Annotated in this window: 18 protein-coding genes; 12 read left to right on the top strand and 6 right to left on the bottom strand. The window is 61.5% G+C overall.

What is annotated here, in order from left to right; genetic code table 11:
* Entirely contained in the window at nucleotides 1-1,119 is a 1,119-nt protein-coding gene (locus tag FHT77_RS03245) for an ATP phosphoribosyltransferase regulatory subunit (RefSeq protein ID WP_183752447.1), read from the top strand.
* Nucleotides 1,119-1,814: an ATP phosphoribosyltransferase gene (gene hisG / locus FHT77_RS03240; protein ID WP_183752445.1), complete on the top strand. Its 696-nt coding sequence runs from the start codon at nucleotides 1,119-1,121 to the stop codon at nucleotides 1,812-1,814. Before FHT77_RS03245 ends, hisG begins: the two co-directional genes overlap by 1 nt.
* Before the next feature lie 79 nt (nucleotides 1,815-1,893).
* On the opposite strand, the gene FHT77_RS03235 is transcribed toward hisG, so the two are convergent.
* The gene (locus FHT77_RS03235; protein ID WP_183752443.1) at nucleotides 1,894-2,337 is read right to left on the bottom strand and encodes a DoxX family protein; all 444 of its coding nucleotides are present in this window, start codon (nucleotides 2,335-2,337) and stop codon (nucleotides 1,894-1,896) included.
* A gap of 219 nt (nucleotides 2,338-2,556) precedes the next feature.
* Between FHT77_RS03235 and FHT77_RS03230 the strand changes: the two genes are divergently transcribed.
* Nucleotides 2,557-3,267: a glutathione binding-like protein gene (locus FHT77_RS03230; RefSeq protein ID WP_183752441.1), complete on the top strand. Its 711-nt coding sequence runs from the start codon at nucleotides 2,557-2,559 to the stop codon at nucleotides 3,265-3,267.
* A gap of 63 nt (nucleotides 3,268-3,330) precedes the next feature.
* Here FHT77_RS03230 and FHT77_RS03225 read toward each other — a convergent pair whose 3' ends face one another.
* The 3 genes from FHT77_RS03225 to groES all read right to left on the bottom strand — a co-directional run bounded on the left by FHT77_RS03225 (nucleotide 3,331) and on the right by groES (nucleotide 6,494).
* A complete protein-coding gene (locus FHT77_RS03225; protein ID WP_183753865.1) occupies nucleotides 3,331-3,777 on the bottom strand; it encodes a hypothetical protein in 447 nt (148 codons plus the stop codon).
* A gap of 707 nt (nucleotides 3,778-4,484) precedes the next feature.
* On the bottom strand, nucleotides 4,485-6,125 hold the full coding sequence (gene groL / locus FHT77_RS03220; RefSeq protein WP_183752439.1) for a chaperonin GroEL: 1,641 nt from the start codon (nucleotides 6,123-6,125) through the stop codon (nucleotides 4,485-4,487).
* Between the two features lie 72 nt (nucleotides 6,126-6,197).
* Complete coding sequence (gene groES / locus FHT77_RS03215) at nucleotides 6,198-6,494, bottom strand: co-chaperone GroES (RefSeq protein ID WP_004675403.1); 297 nt, start codon at nucleotides 6,492-6,494, stop codon at nucleotides 6,198-6,200.
* A gap of 324 nt (nucleotides 6,495-6,818) precedes the next feature.
* Between groES and chrA the strand changes: the two genes are divergently transcribed.
* From chrA to FHT77_RS03180, 7 genes are all read left to right on the top strand, one after another.
* Entirely contained in the window at nucleotides 6,819-8,228 is a 1,410-nt protein-coding gene (gene chrA, locus FHT77_RS03210; protein WP_183752437.1) for a chromate efflux transporter, read from the top strand.
* Between the two features lie 101 nt (nucleotides 8,229-8,329).
* Nucleotides 8,330-9,178 carry a TIGR01459 family HAD-type hydrolase gene (locus tag FHT77_RS03205; RefSeq protein WP_183752434.1) on the top strand — a complete coding sequence of 283 codons (849 nt, stop codon included), beginning with the start codon at nucleotides 8,330-8,332 and terminating at the stop codon, nucleotides 9,176-9,178.
* Between the two features lie 27 nt (nucleotides 9,179-9,205).
* Entirely contained in the window at nucleotides 9,206-10,189 is a 984-nt protein-coding gene (locus FHT77_RS03200; RefSeq protein WP_183752433.1) for a bifunctional riboflavin kinase/FAD synthetase, read from the top strand.
* Nucleotides 10,190-10,322: 133 nt separating this feature from the next.
* Nucleotides 10,323-10,520 (top strand): DUF3311 domain-containing protein, encoded by a 198-nt coding sequence (locus FHT77_RS03195; RefSeq protein WP_114711644.1) that lies wholly within the window; start codon nucleotides 10,323-10,325, stop codon nucleotides 10,518-10,520.
* Nucleotides 10,510-11,985, top strand: a complete 1,476-nt coding sequence (mctP, locus tag FHT77_RS03190; protein ID WP_183752431.1) for a monocarboxylate uptake permease MctP — start codon at nucleotides 10,510-10,512, stop codon at nucleotides 11,983-11,985. The genes FHT77_RS03195 and mctP overlap by 11 nt, the downstream gene beginning before the upstream one ends.
* 282 nt (nucleotides 11,986-12,267) lie before the next feature.
* Nucleotides 12,268-15,192, top strand: a complete 2,925-nt coding sequence (gene ileS / locus FHT77_RS03185; RefSeq protein WP_183752429.1) for an isoleucine--tRNA ligase — start codon at nucleotides 12,268-12,270, stop codon at nucleotides 15,190-15,192.
* Nucleotides 15,193-15,325: 133 nt separating this feature from the next.
* A complete protein-coding gene (locus FHT77_RS03180; protein WP_183752427.1) occupies nucleotides 15,326-15,952 on the top strand; it encodes a hypothetical protein in 627 nt (208 codons plus the stop codon).
* Nucleotides 15,953-15,956: 4 nt separating this feature from the next.
* Here FHT77_RS03180 and FHT77_RS03175 read toward each other — a convergent pair whose 3' ends face one another.
* The gene (locus FHT77_RS03175) at nucleotides 15,957-16,148 is read right to left on the bottom strand and encodes a hypothetical protein (protein WP_183752425.1); all 192 of its coding nucleotides are present in this window, start codon (nucleotides 16,146-16,148) and stop codon (nucleotides 15,957-15,959) included.
* Nucleotides 16,145-16,582 (bottom strand): nucleoside deaminase, encoded by a 438-nt coding sequence (locus FHT77_RS03170; RefSeq protein ID WP_183753863.1) that lies wholly within the window; start codon nucleotides 16,580-16,582, stop codon nucleotides 16,145-16,147. Before FHT77_RS03170 ends, FHT77_RS03175 begins: the two co-directional genes overlap by 4 nt.
* 90 nt (nucleotides 16,583-16,672) lie before the next feature.
* Between FHT77_RS03170 and FHT77_RS03165 the strand changes: the two genes are divergently transcribed.
* Nucleotides 16,673-18,679, top strand: coding sequence for a pseudouridine synthase (locus tag FHT77_RS03165; RefSeq protein WP_183752423.1), 2,007 nt, complete (start codon nucleotides 16,673-16,675; stop codon nucleotides 18,677-18,679).
* Entirely contained in the window at nucleotides 18,660-19,220 is a 561-nt protein-coding gene (gene rsmD / locus FHT77_RS03160) for a 16S rRNA (guanine(966)-N(2))-methyltransferase RsmD (protein WP_183752421.1), read from the top strand. The genes FHT77_RS03165 and rsmD overlap by 20 nt, the downstream gene beginning before the upstream one ends.
* Nucleotides 19,221-19,227 lie beyond the last annotated feature (7 nt).

The raw sequence follows: 19,227 nt of genomic DNA, 5'->3' as shown, positions 1-19,227 counted from the left end.
ATGGCCCTGATCAATCTACCGGACTTTTCCGGCGAGCTCCTCTCAGAGTTTGCGGCGCGAAAGACGGAGCGGGTGGATACGCCCGTCATCCAGCCGGCCGAACCGTTTCTTGATATTGCCGGGGAGGATCTTCGCCGGCGTATCTTCATGACCGAAAACGAGACGGGCGCCAGTCTTTGCCTGCGGCCGGAGTTCACGATCCCTGTCTGTCTGCGCCATATCGAGAGCGCCACCGGCACGCCGAAGCGCTATTCCTATCTCGGTGAAGTTTTCCGCCAACGGCGCGAAGGCGGGAGCGAATTCTATCAGGCCGGGATCGAGGATCTTGGTGACATCAACATAGCCGCTGCTGATGCACGGGCGATCGGTGACGCGATCGGCGTCTTGGAGCGCGTCGTTCCCGGCAAGTATTTTTCGGTTACGCTGGGCGACCAGGCCGTCTTTGAGGCAGTCGTACAGGCGCTTGGTCTGCCGCTCGGGTGGCAGAAACGGCTGATCCATGCCTTCGGCAACATGAGTCAGCTCGAAGCTCTGCTGGCGAGCCTCGTCAGCCCTCAGTTCGTGACCGGGCTCAGTGACGAGATCGCGCATCTGATTGCCGCCGACGATGAAGCAGCGCTTGTTGCGCACATCGATGCGACGATGCAGGCGACAGGCTACTCGACGAATGCGAGCCGCTCGCCGCTGGAGATCGCGCGCCGCTTGAAGGAGAAGCTGATCCTCTCCGAAACGCGCCTTGATGATGCGGCCTTCCGCGTACTGGAGGAATTCCTGTCGCTGAACGTGCCGCTGATCAATGCCTCGGCGGCGCTAGCCGGCTTTGCCGATGCCGCGGGCCTCAAGCTTGGCAACGCGCTGGCACGGTTCGACGGTCGCGTTGCCGCCTTGGCCAATGCCGGCGTCGATCTGGCGCTGATCGACTACCGCGCAGCCTTTGGGCGTCCGCTGGACTACTACACCGGCCTGGTTTTCGAGATCGGCGTGCAGGGCACGTCCGCGGTTCTCGCCGGTGGCGGTCGTTTTGACCGGTTGATGACCTTCTTGGGCGCCAAGGAACGCATTCCCGCCGTTGGCTTCTCGCTCTGGCTGGATCGCATCGAAGCGGAGAGGGCTGCCTGATGACGATTACCATCGCATTGCCTTCCAAAGGCCGGATGAAGGACGATGCCTCGGCGATCTTCGAACGCGCCGGCATCAGGATCACCGCTGTCGGCAACGATCGCTCCTATCGCGGGCGCGTCGAAGGCTGGGACGACGTCGAAGTCGCCTTCCTCTCGGCTTCGGAGATTTCTCGCGAGCTTGGCAACGGCACCGTCGATTTCGGCGTCACCGGCGAAGACCTCGTTCGCGAAGGTTTGGCGGAGGCTGACAAACGCGTCGAGGTCTGCGCGCGGCTCGGCTTCGGCCATGCCGATGTCGTGGTTGCCGTTCCCGAAATCTGGCTCGATGTCGACACCATGGCCGATCTCGGCGACGTTGCATCCGATTTTCGCGCCCGTCACGGCCGCCGTCTGGCGATCGCCACGAAATATTGGCGGCTGACGCAGCAGTTCTTCTCCAGCCAGCACGGCATCCAGCTCTACCGGATTGTCGAGAGCCTGGGGGCAACCGAAGGGGCGCCTGCCTCGGGATCAGCCGATATCATCGTCGACATCACCTCGACCGGCTCGACCCTTCGCGCGAACAATCTGAAGGTCCTGTCCGACGGCGTCATCCTTCGCTCGGAAGCCTGCTTCGTCCGGGCGCGCAAGGAAAGCCACGCTGGCGATGCGACTGTTCAGCGGCTGATCGACGCCGTTCGTTCGGCGCTCTGAGCGATCGTCAGGCCGAAACGCAAAAAAACCCGCCGTCAGCTGACGGCGGGTTTTTTATGCTTGGGAGGAGCCTGATTGCTTACGCGACTGCGTAGACGCCGCGGCGTGCGTCGAGCGAATAGAGGCCGGGGCCGACGATCGCGAGGAAGATGTAAGCGCCAGCCAGGGTGAAGTTCTTCATGACCATGATCTGGTTCAAGGCATTGATCCAGCCGAGGGCAGCGGCCGGGAAGTCCGGAACGTTGACGGTCGGCAGGTGGAAGACAATGGCGGTGAATGCACAGAACGCGGCAAGCAGCCAGCCGATGATCTTGGTCTGGTAGCCGACGAGGACGGCAAGACCGGTCACGAATTCAAAGGCACCTGCGAGATAGGCAAGCGCGCTGGAGGCCGGAAGACCAGCACCGGCGATCATGCCGGCCGTGCCAGCCGGATCGGTCAGCTTGCCGAAGCCGGCATAGATGAACATGAAGGAGAGGAGAATACGAGCAACAAGAATGATGGCGTTATTGGTATTCGACATGGGACAAAGTCTCCGTTTGTGAATGACGTTTGAGGTCTCTGTGCCCCCGGCACGGTTTCAACCTCGGATGCCGTTTTGTCGCCTTTTTTTGCCGTCGTGAAAAGATAGACGGAAGCGGACACTTTGTTCTCTATTATTGAACGACGGATCGGTGGCGATGGCGGCTTGCCATTGGCAATAACCCTCTTCTATGGTCGGCCACCCAAGATGGAGACCCCAATGGCTGATCTTTCCGCTTTTCCGATCACGACGCGCTGGCCGACAGCGAACCCCGACGTTATCCAGCTCTATTCCTTGCCGACGCCGAACGGCGTGAAGATTTCGATCGCACTTGAGGAACTCGGCTTGTCCTACGAGCCGCACCTGATCTCGTTCAACACCAATGACCAGAAATCTCCCGAATTCGTGTCGCTCAATCCGAACGGCCGCATTCCGGCGATCATCGATCCCAATGGTCCGGACGGAAAGCCGATCGGCATTTTCGAGTCCGGCGCGATCCTGCTCTATCTCGCCGAGAAGACAGGCAAGCTCATTCCATCAGACGCAGCAGGGCGCTACGAGACGATCCAGTGGGTCTTCTTCCAGATGGCTGGTATCGGACCGATGTTCGGGCAATTCGGGCACTTCTACAAGTTTGCGGCCGACAAGGTCGCCAACAACTCCTACCCGATGGAGCGCTATCGCGACGAATCCAAGCGCTTGCTGAGCGTGCTGGAAGCGCGCCTGCAGGGCCGCCAGTGGATCATGGGCGATCTCTATACCATCGCCGATATCGCCACTTTCCCGTGGCTCCGCGGCGCCGACATTTTCTATGGCGGACGCGAAGTGCTGGACTACAAGAGCTTCCCGGCCGTGATGGACTGGCTTGAACGCTGTATCGCCAGGCCGGCATCGGAGAAGGGATTCAACATCCCGGCGCGTCCGGCATAAGCCGAAACATGGCAACGACAAAGCCGGCCTTTCAGGGGCCGGCTTTTTTGTGCGCGGATGGTATTACTGGCGCCGCGCGAACTCGCTGCCGGTGTTGGTTTTGAATCGCGGAAAGACAAAAACGCCGAGCAAGCTGCCATGGGAGGCGTCATCATGACCGTTCGACTCGCCCATACAGAACAAGGGCTGGCGGAAGCCATTCGGCATCATGATCGTGGTCGAGAAGCAGAACGATGAAGAGAGAGTCGCGGCCTGCTCGAAGAGGTCCAGGATGTGATCGTGATCCTTCGGGTCGTAGCAGCGCATAAGGCTGACAAGGCCGCATTCCCGCGCAGGCAGCCCGTGCAGCATCGCGCTCCATTCCTTCAGGTGGATGATGCCCGTGGAAAAATCTCCGACCCAGGTCTCGGAAATGGAAAACTGCGCCAGCAGGTCAGGATCGTGATTGCTGATGTCGAGTGAACCCGGCATGAGCGGTGCCGCGGTGGTGGTTTTAGCAATTTTGAACAAATTTTTCCCCAGCTTAGGTACAGCTTCCCCCGCTGCACGTCCGGCAAGAATGGGCAGGTTCATGCTGCGCCGCGCATCATGCTCGGCCACCTGCGAAATGGGGTCTGGATGTCGGCACTTCTACCGGAGCCGCTTCCAATTTCGCGGGAAAACGCACAACTTCTGATGTATTTTCGGGAGGGGTTTTTCCCGAGCTCGCCCTCGCGTTCCCGTGGTCGGCAGCGAATTGGATCGCGACCGTCGGCGGATGAACGCGCGCCGAATGCAGCGCGGATTTATAGGCGCTTTTATGCAAACGGCAATCTGCTTTTTGCATAGTGCCGGTCTCCACTGTGAGTGGAAAAACGGCAGGAAAGCTATTCGAGGGGCACAGAAAGCACCAAAGATGGACAATTTTCTGGGGTGTAAGCGGTTTCACCTGCCATTTGTGTGAAAAACATGCACGAAATTGCGTCAGCGCGGAAAGCAGTCCGCGGTAGAAAAAATGCAAGCGCGCAAGCCTTGCGAAAGCCTCGATTGACGCGAGGCATGCTCACATCGCTGCTTAAACGTTTCATCTGAGGATTGGAAAAACGAACACAATTGCTGTTCGGCGAATCGCACGCCGAAACGAAAAGGGCGGTCCGAAGACCGCCCTTCCTGTTCCGGGGAAACCGGAGATAGATCGGTGAAGCTTTATGGACGCTTCAACGATAGGCTTGCGCCTATCACATCATGTCCATGCCGCCCATGCCGCCCATGCCGCCAGGCATGCCGCCAGGAGCATCCTTCTTCGGCAGCTCGGCGATCATGGCTTCGGTGGTGATCAGCAGCGAAGCAACCGAAGCTGCGTTCTGCAGAGCCGTACGAACAACCTTGACCGGGTCGACGATGCCCATGGCGATCATGTCGCCATATTCGGACGTCTGGGCGTTGTAGCCGTAGTTGTCTTCGTTCTTGTCGAGGACCTTGCCGACAACGATCGAAGCTTCGTCGCCTGCGTTTTCAGCGATCTGGCGAACCAGAGCCTGCAGGGCGCGGCGAACGATGTTGATGCCAGCTTCCTGGTCGTCGTTTGCACCCTTTGCAGCGATCTTCGTGGAAGAACGGAGCAGGGCGATACCGCCGCCGGGGACGATGCCTTCCTGAACAGCAGCGCGCGTTGCGTTGAGCGCGTCGTCGATGCGGTCCTTCTTTTCCTTGACTTCGACTTCCGTGGAGCCGCCAACGCGGATGACGGCAACGCCGCCAGCGAGCTTGGCAAGGCGTTCCTGCAGCTTTTCGCGGTCGTAGTCCGAAGTGGTTTCTTCGATCTGAGCCTTGATCTGTGCAACGCGGCCTTCGATGTCGGACTTGGCGCCAGCGCCGTCGACAATCGTGGTGTTTTCCTTGGAGATCGAAACCTTCTTCGAACGGCCGAGCATGTCGAGCGTTACGGATTCGAGCTTGATGCCGAGGTCTTCGGAGATGACGGTGCCGCCCGTGAGGATAGCGATGTCTTCGAGCATGGCCTTGCGGCGATCGCCGAAGCCAGGAGCCTTGACAGCAGCGATCTTCAGGCCGCCGCGCAGCTTGTTGACGACGAGCGTAGCAAGCGCTTCGCCTTCGACGTCTTCAGCGATGATGAGGAGCGGCTTGCCGGTCTGAACGACAGCTTCGAGAACCGGCAGCATGGCCTGGAGGTTCGAGAGCTTCTTCTCGTGCAGGAGGATGAAGGCGTCTTCGAGGTCCGCAATCATCTTTTCCGGGTTGGTCACGAAGTACGGGCTGAGGTAGCCGCGGTCGAACTGCATGCCTTCGACGACTTCGAGTTCGGTTTCAGCGGTCTTGGCTTCTTCGACGGTGATGACACCTTCGTTGCCGACCTTCTGCATGGCCTCGGCAATATCGAGACCGACCTGCTTTTCGCCGTTTGCGGAGATCGTGCCGACCTGTGCGACTTCTTCCGACGTGTTGATCTTCTTGGCCTTGGCCTGGAGATCCTTGACGACTTCAGCGACAGCGAGGTCGATGCCGCGCTTCAGGTCCATCGGGTTCATGCCGGCAGCAACTGCCTTGGCGCCTTCGCGAACGATCGCCTGGGCCAGAACTGTTGCAGTCGTCGTGCCGTCGCCGGCGATGTCGTTGGTCTTCGAAGCAACTTCGCGGACCATCTGGGCGCCCATGTTTTCGAACTTGTCTTCGAGTTCGATTTCCTTGGCGACCGAAACGCCGTCCTTGGTGATGCGCGGAGCGCCGAAGGACTTGTCGATGATGACGTTACGACCCTTCGGGCCGAGCGTTACCTTCACTGCGTCAGCGAGAATGTCGACGCCCTTGAGCATCTTTTCGCGCGCTGTGCGGCCAAACTTGATTTCTTTAGCTGCCATGATTGAAACTCCTGAATTCGAGTTGTCCGGGCTTTGGGCCCGTGGCTAAAATCGGAAAGGGAAAACGGCTGATTAGCCGATGATGCCCATGATGTCGGCTTCCTTCATGATCAGAAGGTCTTCGCCGTTGATCTTGACTTCGGTGCCGGACCACTTGCCGAACAGAACGCGATCGCCAGCCTTGACGTCGAGAGCGACGACCTTGCCGGACTCGTCACGAGCGCCGGAACCGACGGCGACGATTTCGCCTTCCTGCGGCTTTTCCTTGGCGGTGTCCGGAATGATGATGCCGCCCTTGGTCTTTTCTTCGGACTCAACGCGGCGAACGACGACGCGATCGTGAAGGGGGCGGAAGTTGGTGCTTGCCATTGTCTAATCCCTCGATCAAATGACACTCGCAGGCCGAGAGCGGCCCGCACGGATGGGTGTTAGCACTCGCCATTGGGGAGTGCTAGCGAGGCAGCATTTAGGAGTGGCCCATCGGGGAGTCAAGGACGGCCTGAATTTTTCTTCGCCGTCGTCTCAAGCAGGCTTAACAGCATATCCTTGTCGGAAGTGCGACAGGCCGTGCGCTGACCACCGTTCCCTAAGCTTCTTTCCTCGAAAGAGATCACTGCCGCCCACCTGTCGCTAGGATTGTCGTAAAGGCGTGCCAATGATATCGAGCGCCTTGGGGCAAGAGGGGCGGCAACCGTGAATAAGGCAATCGCGGCAGAAGACATCGTGGCGGCACCAACGCTGCGAGAGGCGGTTCGCGTCTGGGCGTGGATCGGCTGCCTGAGCTTCGGCGGGCCGGCCGGTCAGATCGCCCTCATGCACAAGACCATTGTCGACGAGAAGCGCTGGATCTCTGAGGAACGCTTCCTGCACGCGCTTAATTTCTGCATGCTGCTGCCCGGCCCCGAAGCCCAGCAACTGGCCACATATATCGGCTGGCTGATGCACGGTGTCCGTGGCGGGCTGATTGCCGGCCTGCTGTTCATACTGCCGGGCTTTCTGCTCATCCTGATCCTGTCGAGCCTTTACGCCGTCTTTCAGGAAGCGGCCTGGCTTCCCGCGCTTTTCTTCGGAGTGAAAGCAGCGGTCCTGGCCATCGTCATCGAGGCCTTGCTCCGGGTGAGCCGCCGGGCTCTGAAGGAGCGCTTTCACTACTATGTCGCCGGGGCCTCGTTCCTGGCGCTTTTCATGCTGAACCTGCCGTTTCCTCTCATCATTGTCCTCGCCGGAGCAGCAGGACTGCTGTGGATGAAGTATCGCCAGCGTGGGTTGGCAACGCCGATGCCGCAAACCGCCCGCCGCGAACGACTTCCTGCAGTCACGCCGCATGCGATCGCAAGGCCGCTCGTGGTATTGGTGTTCTGGATCCTCGTCTGGCAGTCACCGCTCTTCTTCATTCGTGGCCTCGACGCGCCGATGGACCTGATCGCCGAAACGTTGAGCGGCGAAACCAATGTATTCGGCGCCGTCTTCATCTTCTTCTCCAAGATGGCCGTCATCACTTTCGGAGGCGCATACGCCGTCCTTTCCTATGTCGCGCAGGTTGCCGTCGGCCACTACGCGTGGCTTCAGCCCGGCGAGATGCTCGATGGACTGGCCCTTGCCGAGACGACGCCTGGGCCGCTTGTCCTCGTCCTCTGTTTCGTCGGTTTCCTCGCTGGCTATCGCAATCCCATTGCGATGGCGCCCCTTGCCGGTGGCGTTCTCGGCGCCTTCCTCGCTGCCTGGGCGACGTTCGTGCCGAGCTTCATCTGGATTTTCGCCGGGGCTCCCTACATCGAGAAGCTGCGCAACAACGAGAAGCTCTCTGCCGCCCTTTCGGCGATTACGGCTGCGGTCGTCGGCGTCATTCTCAATCTTGCGCTCTGGTTCGGCCTGCATGTGCTCTTTGCCGAAGTTGGCCGCGTCGCGCTCTTTTCCGGCAAGACCGGCCTGCCGATCATCAGCGTTGCCTGGCCGCAGTGGGGGACGCTCGATGCCGCCGCGCTCGTGATCTTCTTGCTGGCGTCCGTTCTGCTGTTTCGCTTCAAGAAGGGCATCCTGACGGTGATTGGCATATCCACCGCCGCAGGCCTGTTGGCCAAGGCTGCCGCCGCCGTCCTCTAGTCGGCTCGTTTCGGTTTTTTGCAGCCGCAGCGCAAAATGCCTTGCCATCCCGGCAGGCCTTTGCGATGTCACCCGTGACTTAACGACATCGGGACATCGGAATGGCCAAGCGGATCGAAAACTTTGCGGAAATCACCAGCCAGTATGACGCGGTGTTCTGCGATGTCTGGGGTGTCTTGCACAATGGCGTCGATCCGTTCCCGAAGGCGGCTGCCGCGCTGGAAGCGGCCCGCGGCGAGGGGTTGACTGTTGTTCTCATCACAAATTCGCCGCGCATTGCTCCGCAGGTGGTGGAACAACTCCGGCAGATCGGCATCCAGGATGGCGCCTACGATCGGATTGTCACGTCGGGCGATGTCACGCGGGGCCTCATTGCCGAGGGGCCGAAGAAGGTATTCCTGCTCGGGCCGGAGCGCGACCTGGCGATCATCGAGGGGCTTGGCGTGGAGCGCGTCGATGCGGGGGATGCCGACTCCGTTGTCTGCACCGGCTTCTTCGACGACGAAACCGAGACGCCAGAAGACTATAGCGAGATGCTGAAGGCGTTTCAGGCGCGCGGCGTGCCGATGATCTGCGCCAACCCCGACCTGGTTGTCGAGCGCGGCCACAAGATCATCCCCTGCGCCGGCGCGATGGCGGCCTACTACAATCAGCTCGGTGGACAAACCCGCATTGCCGGGAAGCCGCACAAGCCGATCTACGACGCCGTATTGGCTGTTGCCCGCGAAGCCCATGGGGAGTTTCCGAAGGGCCGTGTCCTTGCAATCGGGGACGGAATGCCGACCGATGTTCGTGGTGCTCTCGATTACGGCCTCGACCTCCTCTATATCAGCGGCGGCATCCACGCGAAGGAATACACGCTGAACGGAGAGACGGACGAAGCCATCCTGACGGCCTTTCTGGAGCGCGAAAAAGTATCACCGAAGTGGTGGATGCCTCGTCTCGCATAAAGACCCCAGCACAAGAAAAGCCAGCCGATGACCGTTTTTCACCGCAACGAAACCCGTGAACCACTGCCGGCCCAGCTGCGTGGCGGCGTGGTCGCCATCGGCAACTTCGACGGCGTGCATCGTGGGCATCAGTCCGTGCTGAACCGGGCTTTAGAGATTTCGCGGCATCGCGGCATTCCGGCGCTTGTCCTCACCTTCGAGCCGCATCCGCGTACGGTCTTCCGGCCCGATCAGCCGGTCTTTCGCCTGACGCCTGCGCCGCTCAAGGCTCGGCTTCTCGAAGCGATCGGCTTCAACGCCGTCATTGAATACCCCTTCGACAGGGAGTTTTCGCAGCGTTCGGCCGACGATTTCATCCATTCGATCCTCAAGGACTGGCTTGACGCCTCAGAGGTCGTGACCGGCTTCAACTTTCATTTCGGCCGAGGCCGGGAAGGCGGTCCGGCCTTCCTGATGGAAGCCGGCCAGAAATACGGCTTCGGCGTTACGCTGATCGACGCGTTTCGTGACGAGAATACTGACGTCGTCTCCTCGAGCCATGTGCGCGAATTGCTGAAAGACGGCAATGTCAGCGAGGCAGCGGCGATGCTCGGCTATCACTATACCGTCGAAGCGGAAGTGATCGGCGGCGAGAAGCTAGGGCGCCAGCTCGGCTTCCCGACTGCGAACATGCAGTTGCCGGCCGAAGCCGATCTCAAGGCGGGCATTTACGCCGTTCGCTTCCGTCTTGCTGACGGTACGCTGCACGACGGCGTCGCCAGCTACGGTCGGCGGCCGACGGTCACCGCCAATGGTGCGCCGCTGCTCGAAACCTACCTCTTCGATTTCAGCGGCGACCTGTACGGGCAGATCTGTTCCGTATCCTTCTTCGGCTACCTGCGCCCTGAACTGAAGTTCGACGGCCTCGATCCCCTTGTTGAGCAGATGAATCGAGACAAGGAAGAGGCAAGGGCGCTGCTTACAGGTGTGCAGTCGCTCGGAGAGCTTGATCGCAAGATCTGCTTCGTCTGAGGCTCAAGCGACCTTCGAAAATTGTGGCTCTTTCGGGGCGGCGATGCTTGTCGTGTGCGCTCGCAGGGATATGTCATCTATTTGATAAGACGCGGATTCGCTGCGCCCCCCAGCATCGAAAGGCATTCTTCAAATGGATAAGAGGTTTGGAACGGCGGTCTGCTGGCTGCTCATCATTCCCTATATCGGGCTCCTATGGGTTCCCTTCTACAACTTTCACGACCCTGTCCTCTTCGGCTTCCCCTTCTTCTATTGGTATCAGCTGGCCTGGGTGCCGGTTACCGCCTTTCTAACCTGGATCGCCTACCGGAGCATGCGCGATGACGACTGATCTCAACGCCACCGCGCTTGCCGTTTTCATCTTCTTCTTCGTGCTAGTCACGGTCATGGGCTTCGTCGCCTCCCGCTGGCGCAAGCCGAAAACACTTGACCATCTCGACGAGTGGGGTCTTGGCGGCCGCAGCTTCGGTACCTGGGTCACCTGGTTCCTGGTTGGCGGCGACTTCTATACCGCCTACACCGTCATCGCCGTTCCGGCTTTGGTTTATACTGTCGGCGCCTACGGCTTCTTCGCGCTGCCCTACACCATCGTCGTCTATCCGTTCGTCTTCATGGTCATGCCCGTGCTTTGGAAGCGGGCGAGTGATTTTGGCTACGTGACGGCCGCCGACGTGGTCCACGGCCAGTACGGGTCGCGGGGGCTGGAGCTTGCGGTCGCCGCCACCGGCGTGATTGCCACGATGCCCTATATTGCCCTGCAGCTCGTCGGTATGACGGCAGCCCTGAAGGCGCTCGGTCTCCACGGCGAGGTGCCGCTTGCGATCGCCTTCATTGTGCTCGCGCTCTACACCTATTCGGCGGGCCTGCGGGCACCGGCGCTGATTGCCTTCGTCAAGGACATCATGATCTACATCGTGGTGATCGCCGCCGTGGCGCTGATCCCATCGAAGCTTGGCGGCTATGCCAACGTCTTTGCCGCCGCCGATGCGGCGTTCCAGGCCAAGGGTTCCGGCAGCCTACTTCTTCTGCCAAACCAGTATGTCGCCTACGCGACGCTGGCGCTCGGATCGGCGCTTGCGGCCTTCATGTATCCGCACACGCTGACTGGCATCTTTGCCTCGAAGAGCGGCAACACGATCCGCAAGAATGCGGTGCTGCTGCCGGCCTATACGCTGCTGCTCGGCCTTCTGGCGCTGCTCGGCTACATGGGACATGCGGCTGGCTTGAAGCTCGAAAGTGCCAACGATGTCGTGCCGGCGCTTTTCCAGACGCTGTTCCCGAGCTGGTTTGCGGGCTTCGCCTTCGCGGCGATTGCCATTGGCGCGCTGGTGCCGGCGGCAGTGATGAGCATCGGCGCTTCCAACCTCTTTACCCGCAATTTCTGGAAGGCCTATGTCAATCCTCAGGTGACACATGCCGGCGAGGCCAAGGTGGCGAAGGTGACCTCACTCGTGGTCAAGGTCGGTGCGCTGCTGGTGATCCTCTTCCTGCCAACCCAGTTCGCGCTTGACCTCCAGCTTCTCGGCGGCATCTGGATCCTTCAGACGCTTCCGGCGCTGATCTTCGGCCTTTATACCAATTGGTTCCGGGCACCGGGGCTGCTGGCCGGCTGGTTCGTCGGCTTCTTCGGCGGCACCTATCTGGTTTGGAATGCCGGCTGGAAACCGCTACAGCCGATCGCCATGGGAGAGACCGCTGTCACGGTCTACATCGGTCTGTTAGCATTGGCGTTGAACATCATCGTCGCGGTCGTGGTCAATGTGCTGACCCCGGCAAAGGTGACGGCACGCGCCTGACCATTGCTTCAAAACGGAAGCCGCGGACCGAGGTGTCCGCGGCTTTTCTGTGCCGCGCGGCCATGAAATCCCTCTTCCTTTTCCCTGTAAAAGCGCCTATGAACCGGCGCGATGAACAAGTTCCGGCTGGCGATCACGATACGAATTATCGGCCCGGCCTTCCGCGCGCGCTAAGCGGCCGGAAGGTCCGGGTTTTTGGCGCTTGGACGACGAGCGCCTCCGTCACCAATTTTTCAAGCCCGTTGCGCCCGCTCCCGTGGCGCCTAGAGACGATTGCTAGACATGACCGATACAGCCGAAAAGATCGATTACTCGAAGACCCTCTATCTGCCGGAAACCGACTTCCCGATGCGCGCCGGCCTGCCGCAGAAGGAGCCGGAAACCGTTGCCCGCTGGCAGCAGATGGATCTCTACAAGAAGCTGCGTGCTTCCGCCGCCGGCCGCGAAAAATTCGTGCTTCACGACGGCCCTCCCTATGCCAACGGCAACATCCACATCGGCCACGCGCTGAACAAGATCCTCAAGGACGTCATCACCCGCTCGTTCCAGATGCGCGGCTATGACTCCAACTATGTTCCCGGCTGGGACTGCCACGGCCTTCCGATCGAATGGAAGATCGAGGAGGAGAATTATCGCTCCAAGGGCAAGGCTAAGCCTGATCTTTCCGAACCGGCGGCAATGATCGAGTTCCGTCGCGAGTGCCGCGCCTATGCCGAAAAGTGGATCGGCATCCAGGGCAGCGAGTTCCAGCGCCTCGGCATCATCGGCGATTTCGAGAACCCCTATCTGACGATGAACTTCCACGCGGAGAGCCGTATCGCCGGCGAACTCCTGAAGATCGCCAAGTCGGGTCAGCTCTACCGCGGCTCAAAGCCGGTCATGTGGTCGGTCGTCGAGCGTACGGCGCTGGCCGAAGCCGAAGTCGAGTATGCCGACGTCGACAGCGATATGATCTGGGTAAAGTTCCCGGTCGCCAAGGGTGCGGACGAGCTTTCCGGCGCCGCAGTCGTTATCTGGACGACGACCCCCTGGACGATCCCCGGTAACCGCGCGATCGCTTATTCCTCGCGCGTCTCCTACGGCCTCTATGAAGTCACGGCCGCCGAGAACGATTTCGGTCCCCGGCCCGGCGAGAAGCTGATCTTCGCCGACAAACTGGCGGAAGAATCTTTCGCCAGGGCCAAGCTTCAGTACAAGCGCCTGCGCGACATTTCCGCGGCCGATCTTGCGGGCATCAACTGTGTGCATCCGCTGCACGGCCTCGGTGGCGGCTACCATTTCGAGGTGCCGCTCTTGGATGGCGATCATGTGACCGACGATGCCGGCACCGGTTTTGTCCATACCGCGCCGAGCCACGGCCGCGAAGACTTTGACGCCTGGATGGATAACGCCCGGGCGCTCGAAGCCCGCGGCATCTCGTCCGCGATCCCGTTCCCGGTCGATGATGCGGGCTTCTTCACTGCCGATGCGCCCGGCTTTGGTCCGGATGCCGAAGGCGGTGCGGCTCGCGTCATCGACGACAGTGGCAAGAAAGGCGATGCCAACGAGCGTGTCATCAAGGCGCTGATCGGCCGGCATACGCTCTTCGCGCGTGGTCGCCTGAAGCATTCCTACCCGCATTCCTGGCGCTCGAAGAAGCCGGTGATCTTCCGCAATACGCCGCAATGGTTCGTCTACATGGACAAGGACCTTGCCGACGGCACGACGCTGCGTTCCCGCGCCCTGAAGGCGATCGACGACACCCGCTTCGTACCGGGTGCCGGCCAGAACCGCCTGCGCGCCATGATCGAGCAGCGCCCGGATTGGGTCCTCTCGCGCCAGCGCGCCTGGGGCGTGCCGATCTGCGTCTTCGTCGACGAGCACGGCGAAGTGCTGAAGGACGATGCCGTCAACCAGCGCATCCTCGATGCCTTCGATGCCGAGGGCGCTGACGCCTGGTTCGCCGAAGGCGCCAAGGAGCGCTTCCTCGGCAACGAGCATGATCCCGCCAAGTGGGCGCAAGTCATGGATATCCTCGACGTCTGGTTCGACTCGGGCTCGACGCACACCTTCACGCTGGAAGATCGTCCCGACCTGAAGTGGCCGGCCGATGTCTATCTGGAAGGATCGGACCAGCATCGCGGCTGGTTCCATTCCTCGCTTTTGGAATCGGCTGCCACCCGCGGCCGCGCGCCTTATAACGCGGTCATCACCCATGGCTTCACCATGGATGAGAAGGGCGAGAAGATGTCGAAGTCGAAGGGCAACGTCGTCTCTCCGCAGGACGTCATGAAGGACGCCGGCGCCGACATCCTGCGCCTGTGGGTCATGACGACCGACTATTGGGAAGACCAGCGCCTGGGCAAGACTATCATCCAGACGAACGTCGATGCCTATCGCAAGCTGCGCAACACCGTGCGTTGGATGCTAGGTACGCTGGCTCACGACAAGGGCGAGGTTATCGCGCTTGGCGATCTGCCGGAGCTGGAAAGGCTGATGCTGCACCGCCTGGCGGAACTGGATCAGCTCGTCCGCGAAGGTTATGACGCGTTCGAGTTCAAGAAGATCGCCCGCGCGCTCATCGACTTCGCCAACGTCGAGCTCTCGGCCTTCTACTTCGACGTCCGCAAGGATGCTCTCTATTGCGATGCGCCGTCGAGCCTGCGCCGTCGCTCGGCTTTGCATGTCATCCGCAACATCTTCGAATGCATGGTGACGTGGCTGGCGCCGATGCTGCCGTTCACGACGGAAGAGGCGTGGCTGTCACGCAATACTTCGGCCGTTTCGGTTCACCTCGAGCAGTTCCCGACCATTCCGGTGGAATGGAAGAACGACGCTCTGGCCGAGAAGTGGAAGAAGATCCGCGCGGTCCGTACGGTTGTCACGGGTGCTCTCGAAATCGAGCGCAAGGACAAGCGGATCGGTTCCTCGCTGGAGGCTGCACCCGTCGTCCACGTCGCCGACGCGGAGCTTTTGAAGGCGCTGGAAGGTCAGGACTTCGAGGAGATCTGCATCACCTCCGGCATCGTCATCGACCGCACGGAAGGGCCTGCCGATGCCTTCCGCCTGCCGGAAGTGCCGGGTGTCAGCGTTGAGCCGAAACTGGCCGAGGGCACGAAATGTGCTCGCTCCTGGCGCATCACCACGGATGTCGGCTCTGACCCCGAGTATCCCGATGTCTCGGCCCGCGATGCGGCTGCATTGCGCGAACTAGCGGTGCAAAACTGAAGAATATTGCCGGGTGAATTGCCTAAACGCGGTTCATCCGGTAAAAGCTGCCTGAAAATGGCCGGATTTTTGCGTCAGGGGGACGAGTGTCCGGTAGGGCGATGATTGCACCGGCATGGCTGGAAGGGTTTTCATGTTATCAACACGTTGGTTCCGTGTGGGCGTTTGCCTGACTGTTGCTATGGCAGGCGGCGCGATGATCACCGGCTGCATGGGGAGCCCGCGCTACGGTACGGACAAGACCGCGATGGCACAGTTGACCGACGACATTGGTCAGTCCGTTTCATTGACCGGCGAAGGACCGAAGAACAAGGGCGTCAAGTACAGCGCCCGCCCAGGCCTCGTTCTGCCGTCCACAGCCGCCAAGGAAACCCTCGTCGAGCCGCAGCAGAGCATTGCCAGCGCTTCAAATCCACAGTGGATTGAATCCCCGGAAGAGACCCGTGCACGCCTCGTCAAGGAAGCTGACGAAAACAGCGACAACCCGAACTACCGCTCGCCGCTCGCAAGCGACAAGGTGGAAGGTGGCCGGCAGACGACGGAAGCCCAGAGCAAGGCCTATCGCGAAGCTCGCGCCCTCCAGAAGGGCACCTATTCCGATCGCCGCTTCATCTCGGATCCGCCGACCGAATATCGACAGGTCGACGATCCGACAAAGCTGGACGATCTCGGCGAGCCGGAACTGAAGAAGGCGAAGAAGAAGAAGAAGGAAGCTGCGATTGCCGGTACCGGCAAGCAGTGGTGGAACCTCCTCCAGTAAGATTTCAAGCGGGGCTGTCAGCCCCGCTTTGCTTTTGACCGGTTGTCAACCAGCACGCCATGCAGGCCGCCCGGCGCCCGCCAGTTCGCATGTCCGGAAAGTGACCTTGCATCGGGATCGATGCCCTATGCGGGGCGATCCTCGTATAGGCATAGACGGCGACCATCACAACGAGTTCGCCGGCGAGCAATGTCATGGCACATCCCGTTTCTGCTGGAAGAATGTCCGCAGGATGTCGGCGGATGTGGTTTCCTGCAAACCGGAATAGACCTCCGGAGCGTGATGACAGGTCGGTTGCGCATAGAAGCGCACGCCATTGTCGACGGCGCCGCCCTTGGGGTCTTCCGCGCCGTAGTAGAGCCTGCGAATGCGCGCGAAGGAAATCGCGGCTGCGCACATCGTGCATGGTTCCAGGGTCACATAGAGGTCGGCGCCCGTCAGCCGTTCCTGACCAAGCGCTTCGCAAGCCATGCGAATGACGGCGACCTCGGCATGCGCGGTCACGTCTTTGACCTCGCGCGTGCGGTTGCCGGATGCCGCGATCACGGTTCCGTCAATCACCAGAACCGCTCCGATCGGCACCTCGCCGCGTTCGCCGGCAGCGCGGGCCTGGTCTAGCGCCAGGTCCATAAATTGATTTGTCTTCACGATCCGACAATTTCCACTTAACCGCAGGGGCGCGACCTGATAGGAAGGCCCGAAAAGGCAGGCAAACAACAAATGACATTCAAAGACAAGCCAAAACGGCCAGGCGGCAAGCCATCTCCGCGCGATACCGGGCCAAAATCGGCAAAGACGGCCGTCAAGGCCGAGGCGAGCGACGTTGCCGAAGGCGACGCCAAGGCTGAGCGCATCTCGAAGGTGATGGCGCGCGCCGGCGTTGCATCGCGCCGCGATATCGAGCGCATGATCATGGACGGGCGCGTCAAGCTGAACGGCAAGCTCCTCGACACCCCTGTTGTCAACGTGACGCTGGCCGACAAGATCGAAGTGGACGGCGTTCCGATCCGCGGCATCGAGCGCACCAGGCTCTGGCTGTACCACAAGCCGGCCGGACTCGTAACGACCAACGTGGATCCGGAAGGACGCCCCACGGTATTCGACAATCTGCCGGACGACCTGCCGCGCGTCATGTCGATCGGCCGCCTCGATATCAACACCGAAGGCTTGCTGCTTTTGACCAACGATGGCGGCCTGGCTCGCGCGCTGGAGCTGCCGACGACCGGCTGGCTGCGCCGTTACCGTGTGCGCGCCCACGGCGAGATCGATCAGGACGCGCTCGACAAGCTCAAGGACGGCATTGCCGTCGACGGCGTTCTGTACGGCTCGATCGAGGCCACGCTGGACCGCACGCAGGGCTCAAACGTCTGGCTCACCATGGGCCTGCGTGAAGGCAAGAACCGCGAAATCAAGAACGTGCTGGGTGCGCTCGGTCTCGACGTCAATCGTCTGATCCGCATCTCGTATGGTCCCTTCCAGCTCGGCGATCTGCCGGAGCGGGATGTGGTCGAAGTGCGCGGTCGCACCTTGCGCGACCAGCTCGGTCCGCGTCTGATCGAGGACGCGAAGGCCAACTTCGACGCGCCGATCTACAATTCGCCCGCCGTTGCCGCCGAAGAAGAGGTGGAAGCAAAGCCGGAGCGCCGTGAGCGCCCCCGCAAGCCGGAAGACAAGCGCGAGCGTGCGCTGAGCCGCCTCGACACCAAGCGCGACGATCGTCGTGATGACCGTCGCGAGGGTGGCCGCAATGAAGATGATCGTCCGAAGCGGCCCGCGCTCGGCAGTCGCCGCAATGCCAATGTCTGGATGGCTCCCGGCGCTCGCCCGCTCGGCGAGAAGGCAGCTGCGAGGGCCGAGAAGAACGCGAAGACGGCGCAGCGCCGTGGCGAAAAGCCCGACCGCGACAGGCCGCAGGCCGCAAGCTTCGGTGATGACCGCCACCGCGTGCAGATCAACCGAGCCACCGATGAAGAGGGCGAATGGATCCGCTCCAGCGAGGTGAGCCGCGACGACGGTGACCGCAAGCGTTCCGGTGATCGCGGTGATCGCGGTGATCGCGGCCCGCGCGGCGACCGTGGTTTCGGTGATCGCCCGTCCCGTGGCGATAGGTCCTTCGGCGATCGTGGCGACCGTTCCGGCGGCGACCGCCCGGCGCGCGGCGACAGACCTTATGGTGACCGCCCACCGCGCGGCGATCGGCCGTTCGGCGACAAGCCTCGTGGCGAGCGCAAGCCGCGCGAGGACGGCGACCGTCCACGTTCCTTCGGCGACCGCCCGGCGCGCGGTGACCGGCCAGCCGGTGACCGTCCATTCGGCGGCAAGCCGCGTGGCGACCGCAGGCCGCGCGAGGACGGTGATGAGCGTCCCCGTTCCTTCGGTGATCGGCCGCCGCGTGGCGACCGGCCGTTCGGCGACAAGCCGCGCCGCCCGCGCGAAGAGGGCGACGAGCGTCCCCGCGCCAAGCGTTTCTCCGGCGAGGCTCGTTCCGAGCGTCCGGCCGGCGACCGCTCCTTCGGTGATAAGCCCAGTGGGGCGCGTCCCTTCGGCGACAAGCCACGCGGTAAGAGCTTCGGTGGCAAGCCCGGCGGGGCGAAACCCGGTGGCAAGTCTTTTTCCGGCAAGCCTTCGGGCGATCGACCGGGTGGCGGTGGCAAGCCTGCGGGCGGGCCGTCGCGTGGTGGACCTAAGGGCAAGGGAATAGGACGCGGTGCGGATCGTCGGCGGTGAGTTTCGCGGACGGTCGCTCGCCGTACCTAAATCCAACGACATCCGGCCGACTGCCGACCGGACGCGTGAGAGCCTGTTCAATATTCTGAGCCATGCCTATCCGGAATGCGTCGATGGCACCCGGATCCTCGATCTTTTCGCCGGCACCGGCGCCGTTGGCCTCGAAGCCGTTTCCCGCGGCTGTCGGCATGCGCTGTTCGTCGAAAACAGCGTCGAGGGCAGGGGCCTGCTCTGGGAAAACATCGATGCACTCGGCCTGCATGGCAGGACGCGCATCCTGCGGCGCGATGCGACCGATCTCGGCAGCGTCGGCAACCTCGAGCCGTTCCAGGTGCTGTTCGCCGATCCGCCCTACGGCAAGGGGCTAGGCGAAAAGGCGATGGCCGCCGCTGCCAAGGGCGGCTGGCTGCAACCGGGCGCAATTGCAGTTCTCGAGGAACGCGCGGACGTTGCCGTTTCGGTCGACCCTTCCTATCTTTTCCTCGAAAGCCGGATATTCGGCGATACCAAGGTTCATTTCTTCCGCTATCAGCCCGAATAGGGCGGCG

The sequence above is a fragment of the Rhizobium sp. BK181 genome (genome assembly GCF_014193305.1).
In the GTDB taxonomy this organism is placed as follows: domain Bacteria; phylum Pseudomonadota; class Alphaproteobacteria; order Rhizobiales; family Rhizobiaceae; genus Rhizobium.
This window is presented reverse-complemented; position numbering and strand designations above follow the sequence as displayed.